Source organism: Ruegeria sp. (genome assembly GCF_965221235.1).
Classification (GTDB): Bacteria; Pseudomonadota; Alphaproteobacteria; order Rhodobacterales; family Rhodobacteraceae; genus Ruegeria.
This window is the reverse complement of record NZ_CBDCRS010000003.1, coordinates 57,587-71,185: the sequence shown is the minus strand read 5'-3', so window position 1 is coordinate 71,185 and position 13,599 is coordinate 57,587. Positions and strand designations below refer to the sequence as shown.

Here is a 13,599-nt window from a genome sequence, read left to right as displayed (position 1 = left end):
GAGGGCAAGGGTGGATGGATCCGTTACCTTTCCCTCCGCCGGTTCTAGCCGGTTCAGGTTCAACGGGTTTGCCCATGGCATCTCAGCGCGGCAGGCCACGCACCCCGAGGTGAGGACGTGACTAGGGGGGAATGGATCAAAAGACAACCGGAATTGTCGTTCGGGGCTTACTGATCCGACAGCATCCTGCGCTTTTCGGCCATAGCCTCTCGGCGGCTGCGTTCGATCCCCAACCTGAAGGATTGTTCGACAAAGTCGATATGATCGGTCGCGGCCTGTGCCGCGCGCTCTTCATCGCCGTCGATCACCGATTGACCAAGTTCCAGATGCTGGGCCAGCAATTGCCTGCCGGTCCCGTCAATCGTTTTCAGGAAGTCGCGGTTGTAGAACACACCCCGACGGGTGAGTTCGTAGATTGAGGCCATAATATGGATTAGTGTGGCATTCTGACTGGCATCGACAATTGCAGAATGCAGCGCAAAATCGGCCTCTTGCGATGCTTTGGTGTCATTCTCACGCCAGGCGCGTTCGTTTTCGGCCAGTATCTCGGCGATCCGCTCTTTGTCTGCATTGGTGGCGCGCCGCGCGGCCAGACGGGCGGCAAAACTTTCCTGTTCGCGGCGATATTCCAGATAATCAAAAAAGGCGGGTTCGTGCCGTTCGTACAGGGCCAGAAGCGCGGGCATCATCGCCTGTCCGGTCAGGGCGGCAACAAATGTACCCTCGCCGTGCTGGGTCGTGACCAGACCGCGTTCTTCCAAAACCGCCAGCGCCTCGCGCAGTTTGGGGCGCGAAACGCGCAGCATTTCGGCCAGATCCCGCTCAGATGGCAGTTTGCGCCCCTGCTTTAATATCCCCGAGGCGATCAAATCCTCGATTTGCGCCACGACGGCCTCGGCCAGCGATTCGTGTCCGACCGGTTCAAAAATCGCTGTGGGGCTCATAGCACAATCCCTCTGTTTTGGGAGATGTCGGGGCGTAGTGGTAAATAAATATAACCATATTGCTGAAAATTTCAAGCGACACTCACTGCTGGGATGAGTTTGATTAAATATCTGTCAAAAAACAATAAAAGCCCAAAACGCGCTTATGCGCGGCATTTGTTCAGGTCCCAGAAACTGTTCCGGTTATCTGTGGTTAGGAATTTGAGCATTGAGCCAGTGGTAAACAAAGTTGTTGACTGGATTATACTGGTAAAGTTAGTTTACCACCGGAGGGGCGCTGGAAGAGCCTGCGCCGCTGATTGGGATACCCATCCCGAACGACCCTGGAGGAGATTTCATGAAAAAGACCCTGACGAGCCTCGCCGTGGCCGCCAGCCTGATGGCCGCACCTGCGGTTGCCGCTGACAAGCTGCTGTTGAAAACCCCTATTGCATTCTCGACTGAACTGCCGGGCCTTGGTTCGCCGATCCCGCGCGTTGCCGAGCAGCTGGACCTGATGTCGGGCGGCACGCTGAAGATGAAGGTGTATGAGCCGGGTAAACTGGTTCCGCCGTTCGAAATTCTGGACGCCGTATCCACCGGCAAGATCAACTCGGGCTACACCACTGCCGGGTATTGGGCAGGTAAAATCCCCGCCGCGCCGCTGTTCTCGGCTGTGCCGTTCGGTCCCGAGGCGGGCGAATATATGGCATGGCTGTACTACGGCAACGGCATGAGCCTGTATCAGGAGATGTATGATCAGGCGGGCTACAACGTCCACGTCATCCCCTGCGCGGTGATTGCCCCGGAAACCTCGGGCTGGTTCGCCACCGAGATCAATTCGCCCGAAGACCTGAACGGCCTGAAGATGCGCTTCTTCGGTCTGGGCGGCAAAGTCATGCAGAAGCTGGGCGTTGCCACGTCGCTGCTGCCGGGTGGTGAGATTTTCCCTGCGCTGGAAAAAGGTGCCATCGACGCGACCGAATTCTCTATGCCTGCCATCGACGCGCGTCTGGGCTTCCACAAACTGGTCAAGTTCAACTATTTCCCCGGCTGGCATCAGCAGGCGACCGTGTTCGAGCTGATGATCAATAAGGACGTCTGGAACGAAACCAACGATCAGCACAAGGCGATCATCGAAACCGCCTGTAAGGCCTCGATGGCGGACAGCTTTGCCGAAGGTGAAGCGATCCAGCACGCAGCGCTGATCGACAATGTCGAAAACAACGGTGTCACCATCAAGCAGTGGTCGCCCGAGATGCTGGATACCTTCCGCACGACCTGGGAAGAGGTTGCTGCTGAAGAAGCTGCAAACGACGCCTTCTTCGCCAAAGTTCTGGCCGACATGAACGAATTCCGTGACGGCTATGACCTCTGGAAGACCAACGCGTTCCTCCCGCGTCAGTAATCACTCTGACTGACGCGTCCGGGGCGGCGGCATCCGCCGCTCCGGGCCTTCTTTCCTGAATTTCGGACTTTCTAACCTTTCACTGCCCGTGCCTCGGGCTGCTGAGCGAGGAATGACCATGGCTACGCAAAAGAACCTCAACGATCCGGTCGAAGCCTATGAGGGCATCCTGGAACACCCCGAGACAGACCGCCAGAAAATCGCCGTTGCGATTGACACAAGCGTCAAAGCCGTCGGCCATGTGGTCATGTGGGCGAACGTCCTGCTGATGGCGGCGATCTTTTCTCAGGTCTCGCTGCGTTACCTGTTCAGCCAGAACTATCCCAAACTGGACGAAATCCAGTGGCATTTCTACGGCATCGTCACGATGATCGGTATTTCTTATGCTTTGATCACGGACAGCCACGTGCGTGTGGACGTGCTGCATATGCAGCTTTCCCGCCGCGCGCAGCGGATCATCGAGGTGATCGGCATCCTGACCCTGCTAACCCCATTCATCTATCTGATGGTCGATCAGGGGTATGACTATTTCTACGAAAGCTTCCGCGTGAATGAGCGCTCGGACAGCCCCACGGGCCTACCCGCACGCTGGGCCTTCAAGGCGGTCATTCCGATCAGCTTCATCCTTTTGGCGCTGGCCGCGCTTGCGCGGCTGATCCATGACGGACACGCTCTGTTGTACGGACCGGCCTCGGAGCGCGAAGGCGCACCGCTGCGCCGCATCCTGCTGGTGCTGGCCGTGTTCGCAGCCGTTTGCGTGGGCCTGACTTTCCTGGTCGAGACGACTGAGGAAAAACTGGTCATCGCGATGTTCCTGACCTTCATCGCGCTGCTGTTCACTGGCTATCCGGTGGCATGGGTGCTGGCCGGTGTTGGTGTTGCTTACTGCGGTCTGGCTTACCTGTTCGACAACGATCTGATGCTGTGGACAGGGCTTGAAAGCACCTTTACCGGGCTCGACTACCTGACCCTCGGGGCGGTGGTGAACCGGGTCTATGCGACCATGTCCAACGCGGTTCTGGTTGCCCTGCCGATGTTCATCTTCATGGGCCTGATGCTGGACGAATCCGGTGTGGCCGAGCGTCTGATGTCCTCGATGCAGCGCCTGTTCGGCACCGTGCGCGGAGGTCTGGCGATCACCGTGACCCTGATCGGGATCATCCTCGCGGCCTCGACGGGTATCATCGGTGCGTCTGTGGTTCTGCTGGGCGTTCTGTCGCTGCCGTCGATGATGCAGCAGAAATACCAACCGACGCTTGCGGCGGGTGTCGTCTCGGCCTCTGGTACTCTGGGTATTCTGATCCCGCCCTCAATCATGCTGGTGATCATGGCCGACCAAATGGCCCTGTCGGTTGGTGACCTGTTCATGGCCGCCGTCTTCCCCGGTGTCATCATCGGTGGCCTGTACCTGACCTACATCTTCATCCTTGCTTTGGTGAAACGCGATGCAGCCCCGGTGCCCGAAGGCGCAAAGGCCCCCGATTGGGCCGCTGTTAAAGACGTGCTGATCGCCGTGATCCCGACACTGATGCTGATCCTTGCCGTGCTGGGCTCGATCTTCGCGGGTCTGACCACGCCGACCGAAGCCTCGGGCATCGGCGCACTGGGTGCGACACTGCTGGCTTTGGGATACCGCAAACTGACCTTTGCCAAGCTGTGGAATGTGCTGGTTTCGACCTTCAACACCACCGCCTATATCTTCGCGATCTTCCTTGGTGCGACCGTGTTCTCGTATGTCCTGCGCGAACTGGGCGGAGACGAGCTGATCGAGCATGTGGTGCAGTCCACCGGCTTTGGCGCCAACGGCACGATACTGTTCATCCTGTTCATCGTCTTCCTGCTGGGCTTTGTGCTGGACTGGATCGAGATCACGCTGATCGTGCTGCCCCTGATGCGTCCCATCGTGAATGGCCTCGGCATCGACATCCCGGGCTTTGGCGTTCTGGATGAACCGGCGCTGGTGTGGTTCGTGATCCTGGTCGCGGTGACGCTGCAAACCAGCTTCCTGACCCCACCGGTCGGCTTCGCCCTGTTCTACCTGAAAGGCGTTTGCCCGCCCGAGATCAAGCTGACGCACATCTACAAAGGCATCATCCCCTTTGTGCTGCTGCAGCTGACCGGACTGGCGCTGGTCTTCCTGTGGCCGACCCTTGCGACTTGGCTGCCCTCGGTCGCCTACTAAGGAGCACATCCGATGCGTCTGAGCCAATGTCATAACTTCCACGATTTCCGGCGGCTGGCCAAACAGCGGCTGCCGGGGCCGATCTTCAACTACATCGACGGCGGCGCGGATGATGAGGTGACGTATCGGGAAAACACCAACGCGTTTGACCGCTGCGACCTGCTGCCCTCGGTCCTGCGTGGGGTGTCGGATGTGGACATGTCGGTCACCGTGATGGGGCAAAAGCTGGACATGCCGGTTTATTGCTCACCCACCGCCTTGCAGCGCTTGTTCCACCATCAGGGGGAACGCGCGGTTGCGGCGGCGGCCGAGAAATACGGGACGATGTTCGGGGTATCCTCGCTGGGGACCGTGTCGCTGGAAGAGCTGCGGCAAAAGCATCAAAACCCGCAGGTCTATCAGTTCTATTTTCATAAGGATCGCGGCTTGAATTCCGCCATGATGCAGCGCGCCAAAGAGGCGGGCGTCGGGGTCATGATGCTGACCGTCGACAGCATCACCGGCGGCAACCGGGAACGAGACCTGCGCACCGGCTTCTCGATCCCGTTTCGTTTGACCCTGGGCGGCATGATCCAGTTTGCGATCAAGCCGATGTGGGGGATCAACTACGTCACTCACGAGAAGTTCCGACTGCCACAACTGGAAGAACACGTGGATATGGGTGGGGGCGCCAGCTCGATCGGTGGCTATTTTACCGACATGCTCGACCCGTCGATGAACTGGGATGACGTGGCGCAAATGGTGCGGGACTGGGACGGTCAGTTTTGCCTGAAGGGCATCATGACCGTCGAAGATGCCAAACGCGCGGCTGAGATCGGCTGTACCGGCATCATCCTGTCGAACCACGGTGGCCGACAGTTGGACGGTTCGCGCACGCCTTTTGACCAACTGGCCGAGATCGTCGACGCCGTCGGCGACAAGCTCGACGTGATGATGGACAGCGGTATCCAGCGCGGCACGCATGTGCTCAAAGCGCTGTCGATTGGCGCCAAGGCGGTCGGCGTCGGTCGGCATTACCTGTACCCGCTGGCCGCAGCCGGGCAGGCGGGTGTGGAACGTGCCCTCGGCCTGATGCGGGCCGAGATCGAGCGCGACATGAAACTGATGGGCGTCACCAGCGTCGACCAACTGAGCCGCGAGAACATCCGTTTCCGCAACGCCTGAACCCGAAATGGGGACCAATATGACCAATGACGAGCTGATCACACATTTTCGTTCCATTGTCGGATCGCGTCACGTCCTGACCGGCGAGCGCGCGACAGAACGGTTCCGGCGCGGCTTCCGCTCGGGCGAGGGGCAGGCGTTGTGCGTCGTTCAGCCCGGCAGCCTTCTGGAGCAGTGGAAGGTGCTGCAAGCCTGTGTCGAAGCAGACAAAATCGTTATCATGCAGGCCTCAAACACGGGCCTGACCGAGGGGTCCACACCCAAGGGCGGCTATGACCGCGACGTCGTGCTGATCAATGTCAGCCGCATGAACGCTCTGCATCTTTTGCAGGACGGGCGGCAGGTGCTCAGCTTTCCGGGTGCGTCGCTGTTTGAACTTGAAAAGCAGCTGCGCCCCTTGGGGCGCACGCCCCATTCGGTGATCGGCTCCTCCAGCATCGGCGCGTCTATTCTTGGCGGGGTCTGCAACAATTCAGGCGGTTCGCTGTGCGAGCGCGGCCCAAGCTATACTGAATTGGCGCTGTTTGCTCAGATCAATGCGGATGGCGAGTTGAAACTGGTGAACCACCTGGGTCTTGATCTGGGCGAAACTCCGGAAGAGATCCTCACGCGGCTTGAAGCCGGAGATTTTGACAGAAACGCCACAACGCCCGAAGGCCGCAACGCCTCGGACCCGGATTACACAACGATCCTGCGCGATGTGGATGCGGATACGCCGTCGCGCTACAACAACGATGACCGGCTGCTGTACGAAGTTTCTGGCTGCGCAGGCAAGCTGGCGGTGTTTGCGGTGCGACTTGACACCTTTCCGACCTACGACCGCGAACAGGTCTTTTATATCGGGACAAATGACCCTGCTGATCTGACCGAGCTGCGGCGTCACATCCTGAAGGATTTCGAGACCCTGCCTGTCTCAGCCGAATACGTGCATCGCGAATGTTTCGACATCGCCGCGAAATACGGCAAGGACACGCTGGTGATGATCGACAAACTGGGGACAGACAGGCTGCCGATGTTCTTTGCTCTGAAAGGCGCGGTGGACTCACGCCTGAACAAGTTCTCTCTGACCCGGGGCTTTACCGACAAGTTCATGCAGGTCGTCTCAAAGCTCTGGCCCGAGCATTTGCCGAAGTTCCTCTATGACTTTCGCAACAAGTACGAACACCACCTGATCCTGAAGATGCATGACGGTGGCATCGAAGAGGCTGCGGCGTTCCTGCCCGAGTTCTTCGAAGGGCGCGGCGCGGAATTTGTCACATGCACACCGCGTGAAGCCAAGATTGCCGGGCTGCATCGGTTTGCGGCTGCCGGTGCCGCCGTGCGCTATGGCCACGTGCATGCGAATGACGTCGAAGAGATTTTGGCGCTGGATATCGCGCTGCGCCGCAATGACCGCGACTGGTTCGAAACTTTGCCTGCCGAAATCACCGATCAGCTGGTGGGTAAGGTCTACTACGGCCATCTGATGTGTCACGTGATGCATCAGGATTACATCGTGAAAAAGGGGTGTGATCCCAAGGCGATCAAAGAGGCAATGCTAAAGATTCTGGATGAGCGCGGCGCGGAGTACCCGGCCGAGCACAATGTCGGTCACCTATATCAGGCCAAGCCCGCTCTGGCGGCGCATTATATGTCCTGCGATCCGACCAACTCGTTCAATCCGGGAATCGGAAAAATGCCCAAGGCCAAGAATTACAGCGAAGACAGCGCTGCGTAAAAGTTCGTGTTTTAGCAGCGGCTGGTCAGCATCTCGAAGGCGGCGTCGAAGGTCTGGATACTTTCCGCGGCGCGGGCGGTGAGATGCGCCCCTTCCAACAGCGCGAGCGTCGCGCGGGCCTCGGCCGTTGGATTGGTGACACCCGCGATTGTCTTATCTTCCTGACCCAGGTCAAAAATCGCCTGTATCCGGCCAAGCATCATCGCATGGAACGCGTCGATCTTTTCGAGGACCGCATTGGACAGGCTCTCGCGGCTGCTGATCAGCGATACGCAAAGGCACAGGGTTTTGCCGTCATTCAGAGCTTCGCGGTAGAGCGATATCAGGGCCAGCAGACGTGCGGACCCGGTGTCGTATTCAGCTTCGATCTTTTCACATTCGGTCTCAAGCGTTGCGTGATAGCGATCCATCAGGGCCTCGGACAGCGCCGCCTTGGTGGGGAAGTGATAGTGGATCGAGGCTTTGCGAATACCGACCGCATCGGCCAGATCGGCATAGCTGAATCCGTCAAACCCGCGTGCTCGGGCGGCGTGTTCGGCGACATCCAAAAGGGCGGTTTTGGTCTCGGTGCTCATGCGCGGTTATACCTTTTCCTTTGCGATCCGGGGCAGGGCGGTCTCTGCCGCCTCCAGTGCGCCTTCGACGTAACCTCCGAACTCGCTGGCGACTTCGGTGCCGGCAAAGATCAGCTGGCCGTCCCAGATATGTGCCATCGAGTGCGGCAGGCCATAAGCCGGGTGCGAAAACAGCGGCTGCTGATCCGCCTCGGTTGAGGTGTACGGATCAAAGGCCCAGTCTTTGATGAACAGTGACTTCGGCTCAGCGGCCCGCGGTCCAAAGAGGCGGGTAAGCTGGTCCAGTACGGCCTGTCGCAAGAGCTGTTCGTCCTGCCGCGCCTGCGGCGGTACGCCGATAAAGCCGAACAGCGCATAAGGCCCGCCTTGTTGGGGTGACGCGTCGTGAATTTCCACCATTGGTCCGCGACGGCTCATCGCGTCGCCGGATAGTCCGGCGTCACGCCAGAATGGGGTGTCATAGGTGGCGATGGCCTTGGCGTGACCGGCCATCCATGTCGCGATCCCTGTCATTGCGTTGCGGGTTTCCTGCGGCAGGTCTGGGCTAAAGGCTATCCGACTGGCGACACGTGGGGGCAGGGCGAGCACGCTCTGTTTGGCGTGAAAGGTCTGTCCTGACCGGGTGCTCGCGATGATCCCGTCGGCGGTACGTTTCAAGGTTTCGATCGGGGTGCACAGGTACAAACGGCCCTTCGGCAGGCTTGCCGCCAACGCTTCCGTTAACGCACCCAAACCACCTTTCAATCGGTAAGAGCCCTGCATAGACGCGAATCCACGCCCGCGTTCGACGCGGCCCGTCTGATCTTCAAAACTCAGTGCGCCCTCCGAGTATTGCTCGAACCAATCCAATCCAAGTTGGTCGATCAATGCGGCGATGCGCGGTTGTCCCGGCCAGAACCAGGCCGGGCCGAGGTCGAAATACCCGTCGCCCTGTCGCTCCGTCAGAATGCGCCCGCCTGTACGGTCCCGAGCCTCGACCAGCAGGAAGTCGCGCCCCTGTGCGGCCAACTGCGTTGCCAGATAAAGCCCGGACAGGCCCGCGCCGATGATCAGGGTTTCGGTTCGCACCATGGAACCCGCTTAGACCTGAGGGGCCTGCGCAAAGGGCAGGTGTCCGGTCTTCATCCAGATTTTTGCCCCTTCGGAACCGGCGATAGCGGACAGGGGTTCCCCTTCGGGCATGCGCAACCAGCTGTTTTTGGTCAGCGTGTCCTCACCCGTTGTGACCGAGCCGTCGATGACCAGCAGTTCGATGCCGCCCGCGGCATCCGAGGTCAGGCTCGCCCCGGCGTCGAGGTGGCTGTAGGTCACAATTTCTCGGTCATCTTCATGCAGGGTGGCTGTGGCCACACCGCTAACTGGGGCAGCCAGTTCGTCGGCCATGGTTTTGCGGAACTGGGTGCGGTCCTGCATGTCGAACTGCCAGAGCTTCACAAAGATGGTGCAGCCGGGCTCGGAACCCGGAGTGTGCGCCGAGGTAGGAGGGTTGCGCACATAGGTTCCGGCGGGAAAATCGCCGTGTTCATCCTGAAAGACGCCGTCCAGCACGATGAACTCCTCTCCGCCCGTATGGGTATGGGCCGAGAAACTGCTGCCCGGCGCATAGCGCACGATCGTGGTGGCGCGCGCGACTTCTCCGCCGATCCGGTCCAACATCCGCCGGTCTACGCCTTTCATGGGCGAGGCCTGCCACTCAAGCTGATCAGCGTGGACAACGACGCGGGCGGAGAAATCCGAGTTGAGTTCCATGGGAAGAGGTCCTTTCGACGAGGGTCAGGCAAGTGTAATGGAATTTACCTACTAATAGGTAGGCAAGATTTCAACATGCGAAGCCACAAAGATTTCCGCTCTCACCGTGTTGTGAGCATTTGTCGTTTCAACTGCCGCGCAATTGGGTGGCCAAATGGTCGATCAATGCTCGTATCCGCGCGGTCAGATGGCGGTTTTGAGGATAAGCCGCGTAGAGGCCCAGCGAAACCGCCTCCTGCGCCTCAAACAATAGGCGCAGCTGGCCGGTCTCTAGAAATGGCCGGGCGGTATAAAGCGGAATGCGTCCGATCCCCAGACCGTCAGCCGCCATATGGGCCACGGCGCGGGGTGAGTTGGCCCGAAAGTTTCCAGAGACAGCGACCGTGTGAACACCATTCGGTCCATTGAAGGCCCAGTGATCAATGTTGCTGCCCGTCGTTTGCAAAAGACAATTATGGTTCGACAAATCAGCCGGATCTTTTGGAGTCCCGAACTCTGCCAGATACGCGTCCGAGACACAGCATATGATCCGCATATCCGTCAGTTTCCGCGCCACGAGGTTCGAGTCCTTTAGCGCCCCAAATCGAATGGCCAGATCATAACCTTCCTCGACCATCGAGACGTGATGGTCCGAGAGGTGCAGTTCAATTGAGACCTTGGGGTGTTCGGCTTGAAACGGCTTCAGCAGGTGGATCAGCTCGGCAGACCCATAACCGGTCGGCGCGGTGATCCGGATGCGCCCGGCCAGTTCGGATTGGCGTTGTTGTACCAGCCCTTCCAGCTCATCGAACTGTTCCAGCAGCGGCAGGCAACGTTCGTAGTAGGACCGACCAGTATCCGTCAGCGTGACGCTGCGGGTGGTGCGGTTGAACAGCTGGGCGTTCAGGCGGTCCTCAAGCTGGCCGACATATTTGCTGGCCAATTTGGTGCTGATGCCGATCTGCCGTGCCCCTTCGGTGAACGACGAATGCGTTGCCACCGCCACAAAAGCCCGCATGCCCTGAATGGTGTCCATTATCTATGCCATGTTCATAGTAATTCAACAAATGGATATATTATCGCCAATAGCAAATCAATCTAAGTCTGGTGCGCAGAAGATGAACTCCCCTAATCAAAGAGAGGCACCAGATGTCAAATTCCGTTCGCATTCACAGTTTTCCCCTGTCGGGTCACGCCCACCGCGCTGTCCTGTTCGCCAGCCTTGCGGGTATCGAGCATGAGGTGATCGACGTTGATCTTGCAGGCGGCGCGCACAAGTCCGAAGCGTTTCTGGCAATGAACCCCTTTGGTCAGGTTCCGGTGATTGAGGATGGAGACGTGGTCGTCAGCGATAGCAACGCCATTCTGGTCTATCTGGCCCGCAAATTCGCGCCGTCCTACCTGCCCTCCGATCCGGTTCGTGAGGCCGAGGTGCAGAAATTTCTGACCCTCGCCGCCGGAGAGATCGCCTTTGGTCCGGCAGCCGCCCGATTGATCACCGTGTTCAACGCACCGTTCGAAACCGAGTTTACCCACCGGATCGCAGGCGTCGTTCTGGGGAAACTCGACGCGCATTTGGAAGGGCGTGAGTGGCTGGTGGGCGACGCGCCGACCATCGCGGATGTTGCCATCTATAGCTATACCGCTCATGCGCCCGAAGGCGGCGTCTCGCTTGAGCCTTATGCAAACGTGCGCCGTCTGTTGTCTAATATCGAAGGTCTGGACGGTTTCGTCCCGATGCCTCGCACAGAGGCGGGTCTTTACGCCGCCTGATCGACCTTACAACAGGGCCAGCCGCAGCATCGTGGCTGGCCGTTATTTTCCCTGTGGTGTGCCATGAACCGTCCAGTCAAAACCGAGATGTCGCCCTTTCACGCTGGTGAACGCGATATGCAGTCGCGCGCGGGGAAAAGGGAAGAGATTGAGAAAATCGGGCGCGCTTATATCCGGTCTTTTATGCCCGATCAGCATCGTGAGTTTTTCGGTAAGCTGCCCTTTCTCGTTCTAGGCAGCGTTGGACCCGATGGATGGCCCTGGGCGTCGATGATATCGGGTCAGCCTGGGTTTCTGAGCACGCCACACAATACGCGGCTGGATGTTCGTGCGCGTTTGCAGGCGGATGATCCGCTGGGCGCAGCGCTGAAAGTTGGGGCGCCGATTGGTGTTGTTGGGGTCGAGCTGCCAACCCGTCGCCGCAACCGCATGAATGCAATGATTGGAAGCGTTGAGGATGGTGGGTTTTCACTGGATGTTGTGCAGTCTTTCGGAAATTGCCCGCAATATATTCAGACCCATGATGTCCATTTCATCCGCGACCCCGAGACCGCCGTCGAACGCCCGCGCTCTGACCGGTTCTCTGATCTGGATCCGCAGGCGCAAGAAGTAATCGCCAAGGCGCATTCGTTCTTTGTTGCCAGCCACGCCAATTCCGCCGAGCAAAACAGTGTCGATGTTTCGCATCGCGGAGGGCGCGCGGGGTTTGTCCGGGTCGAAGGCAACAGTCTGTTGATCCCCGATTTCGCGGGCAATAACTTTTTCAATACGCTGGGCAATTTCCTTGTGAACCCGCGCGCAGGGTTGCTGTTCCCCGACTACCAGACGGGCGATGTTCTGATGCTGACCGGCTCGGTCGAGGTTCTGGACGAAGCTCCGCCCGAAATCACAGGCTTTCACGGTGCCCTGCGTGCGTGGCGATTCCGGCTGCATCGGGGTCTTCGCATCTACGACGCTTTGCCCTTCCGCGCAGAGTTTCAGGAATACTCGCCCAACAGTCTGGCAACCGATGATTGGCCATCTGTTCAGGCGCGTCAGCAGGCTGAGGCTGCGCGCAATCAATGGCGTTACATGCGCGTCGGCGCGGTGCAGGATGAAAGCGAGACCATTCGGTCCTTTACCTTTCAGCCAGTCGAAGACGCACCGCTGCCGTCATTCGAGGCGGGTCAATTCCTGACACTTCGGGTGCGGCCCGAAGATGATCAACCGCTGACCCGGACCTATACTGTCTCATCCGCGCCCAACGAAGCCGGATACCGGATTTCGGTCAAGCGCGAGGCCGCTGGCGCGGTATCAACCCATCTGCACGACAGGCTTTCGGTCGGTGATCTGGTCGAGGTCAAACCGCCAAAGGGGCAGTTCTTTCTGGACCCGACCCAGACTCGTCCAGCCGTTCTGTTTGCCGGTGGGGTCGGGATCACGCCAATGATCTCGATGGTGCGTCATGTGCTGAGTGAGCAGGGGCGCAGCGGATACACGCGCCCTTTGACTGTGTTCCATGCTGCCCAAACAGTGGGCCAGCGGGCTTTCCATGATGACTTGCGGCAGGCAGAGCATGTGACCGATGGCGCTGTTCAATATGTCTCGGTGATCAGCCAGCCCGAGGAAAATTTGCGCGCCGGACAGGATTATGACGCGGGCGGGCATATTACGGTCGATCTGATCCGCAAGGTTCTGCCACTGGACGACTATGATTTCTACCTCTGTGGCCCGCCACCCTTTATGCAGGCAGTTTATGACATGCTGGGTGAACTCGGCGTGCAGGACAGCCGGATCTTTGCCGAGAGCTTTGGGCCTGCCGCGTTACGTCGGCGTGCCGAGGGTGGCAGCACAAAGGCGCAACCAGAGGCCGAGGCGGCGACGGTCAGTTTCGGGCGCGGCGGCAAACAGGTCGAGTGGTTCAAGGGCGGCCCAACACTGTTGGAAGCTGCCGAGGCGCAGGGCCTGAGCCCGCCTTTCTCGTGCCGGTCCGGGTCGTGCGGCAGTTGCCGGACGCGCAAGATTGCGGGCCAGATCACCTATCGCACCCCACCCGGCGCGGAGCATTCCGAGGATGAGGTTCTGATCTGTTGCGCTGTTCCGGCTGAGGGGTCCGATAAAGTGGTGCTGGACCTCTGATCCTTTGACCT

Annotated in this window: 11 protein-coding genes and 1 riboswitch; of the genes, 6 read left to right on the top strand and 5 right to left on the bottom strand. The window is 59.1% G+C overall.

Features of this window, described 5'->3' with window-relative positions; translation table 11 throughout:
• Window positions 1–12 precede the first annotated feature (12 nt).
• A riboswitch (TPP riboswitch) is annotated at window positions 13–117 on the bottom strand.
• A 50-nt stretch (window positions 118–167) separates the two neighbouring features.
• Window positions 168–944, bottom strand: coding sequence for a FadR/GntR family transcriptional regulator (locus ACOQOY_RS00795; protein WP_420583589.1), 777 nt, complete (start codon window positions 942–944; stop codon window positions 168–170).
• 337 nt (window positions 945–1,281) lie between these two features.
• On the opposite strand from ACOQOY_RS00795, the gene ACOQOY_RS00790 reads away from it, so the two are divergent.
• From ACOQOY_RS00790 to dld, 4 genes are all read left to right on the top strand, one after another.
• Window positions 1,282–2,331, top strand: coding sequence for a TRAP transporter substrate-binding protein (locus ACOQOY_RS00790; protein WP_420583588.1), 1,050 nt, complete (start codon window positions 1,282–1,284; stop codon window positions 2,329–2,331).
• 118 nt (window positions 2,332–2,449) lie between these two features.
• The gene (locus ACOQOY_RS00785; protein ID WP_420583587.1) at window positions 2,450–4,513 is read left to right on the top strand and encodes a TRAP transporter large permease subunit; all 2,064 of its coding nucleotides are present in this window, start codon (window positions 2,450–2,452) and stop codon (window positions 4,511–4,513) included.
• Between the two features lie 12 nt (window positions 4,514–4,525).
• A complete protein-coding gene (locus ACOQOY_RS00780; RefSeq protein ID WP_420583586.1) occupies window positions 4,526–5,677 on the top strand; it encodes an alpha-hydroxy acid oxidase in 1,152 nt (383 codons plus the stop codon).
• 19 nt (window positions 5,678–5,696) lie between these two features.
• Window positions 5,697–7,394 carry a D-lactate dehydrogenase gene (dld, locus tag ACOQOY_RS00775; protein ID WP_420583585.1) on the top strand — a complete coding sequence of 566 codons (1,698 nt, stop codon included), beginning with the start codon at window positions 5,697–5,699 and terminating at the stop codon, window positions 7,392–7,394.
• A gap of 11 nt (window positions 7,395–7,405) precedes the next feature.
• On the opposite strand, the gene ACOQOY_RS00770 is transcribed toward dld, so the two are convergent.
• The 4 genes from ACOQOY_RS00770 to ACOQOY_RS00755 all read right to left on the bottom strand — a co-directional run bounded on the left by ACOQOY_RS00770 (window position 7,406) and on the right by ACOQOY_RS00755 (window position 10,733).
• Window positions 7,406–7,969 carry a TetR/AcrR family transcriptional regulator gene (locus ACOQOY_RS00770; protein WP_420583584.1) on the bottom strand — a complete coding sequence of 188 codons (564 nt, stop codon included), beginning with the start codon at window positions 7,967–7,969 and terminating at the stop codon, window positions 7,406–7,408.
• A gap of 6 nt (window positions 7,970–7,975) precedes the next feature.
• Window positions 7,976–9,037: a flavin monoamine oxidase family protein gene (locus tag ACOQOY_RS00765; protein ID WP_420584016.1), complete on the bottom strand. Its 1,062-nt coding sequence runs from the start codon at window positions 9,035–9,037 to the stop codon at window positions 7,976–7,978.
• A 12-nt stretch (window positions 9,038–9,049) separates the two neighbouring features.
• On the bottom strand, window positions 9,050–9,718 hold the full coding sequence (locus tag ACOQOY_RS00760) for a cupin domain-containing protein (protein ID WP_420583583.1): 669 nt from the start codon (window positions 9,716–9,718) through the stop codon (window positions 9,050–9,052).
• A gap of 127 nt (window positions 9,719–9,845) precedes the next feature.
• Window positions 9,846–10,733 (bottom strand): LysR substrate-binding domain-containing protein, encoded by an 888-nt coding sequence (locus ACOQOY_RS00755; RefSeq protein WP_420583582.1) that lies wholly within the window; start codon window positions 10,731–10,733, stop codon window positions 9,846–9,848.
• 113 nt (window positions 10,734–10,846) lie between these two features.
• Here ACOQOY_RS00755 and ACOQOY_RS00750 point away from each other — a divergent pair, with 113 nt between their 5' ends.
• Complete coding sequence (locus tag ACOQOY_RS00750) at window positions 10,847–11,470, top strand: glutathione S-transferase family protein (protein WP_420583581.1); 624 nt, start codon at window positions 10,847–10,849, stop codon at window positions 11,468–11,470.
• 63 nt (window positions 11,471–11,533) lie between these two features.
• A complete protein-coding gene (locus ACOQOY_RS00745; RefSeq protein ID WP_420583580.1) occupies window positions 11,534–13,588 on the top strand; it encodes a pyridoxamine 5'-phosphate oxidase family protein in 2,055 nt (684 codons plus the stop codon).
• Window positions 13,589–13,599 lie beyond the last annotated feature (11 nt).

Bases quoted from the DNA above. Each gene is read 5' to 3' on its own strand.
- ACOQOY_RS00755 (WP_420583582.1), bottom strand. From the start codon at position 10,733: ATGGACACCATTCAGGGCATGCGGGCTTTTGTGGCGGTGGCAACGCAT.
- dld (WP_420583585.1), top strand. From the start codon at position 5,697: ATGACCAATGACGAGCTGATCACACATTTTCGTTCCATTGTCGGATCG.
- ACOQOY_RS00770 (WP_420583584.1), bottom strand. From the start codon at position 7,969: ATGAGCACCGAGACCAAAACCGCCCTTTTGGATGTCGCCGAACACGCC.
- ACOQOY_RS00760 (WP_420583583.1), bottom strand. From the start codon at position 9,718: ATGGAACTCAACTCGGATTTCTCCGCCCGCGTCGTTGTCCACGCTGAT.
- ACOQOY_RS00750 (WP_420583581.1), top strand. From the start codon at position 10,847: ATGTCAAATTCCGTTCGCATTCACAGTTTTCCCCTGTCGGGTCACGCC.
- ACOQOY_RS00790 (WP_420583588.1), top strand. From the start codon at position 1,282: ATGAAAAAGACCCTGACGAGCCTCGCCGTGGCCGCCAGCCTGATGGCC.
- ACOQOY_RS00795 (WP_420583589.1), bottom strand. From the start codon at position 944: ATGAGCCCCACAGCGATTTTTGAACCGGTCGGACACGAATCGCTGGCC.
- ACOQOY_RS00745 (WP_420583580.1), top strand. From the start codon at position 11,534: ATGAACCGTCCAGTCAAAACCGAGATGTCGCCCTTTCACGCTGGTGAA.
- ACOQOY_RS00780 (WP_420583586.1), top strand. From the start codon at position 4,526: ATGCGTCTGAGCCAATGTCATAACTTCCACGATTTCCGGCGGCTGGCC.
- ACOQOY_RS00785 (WP_420583587.1), top strand. From the start codon at position 2,450: ATGGCTACGCAAAAGAACCTCAACGATCCGGTCGAAGCCTATGAGGGC.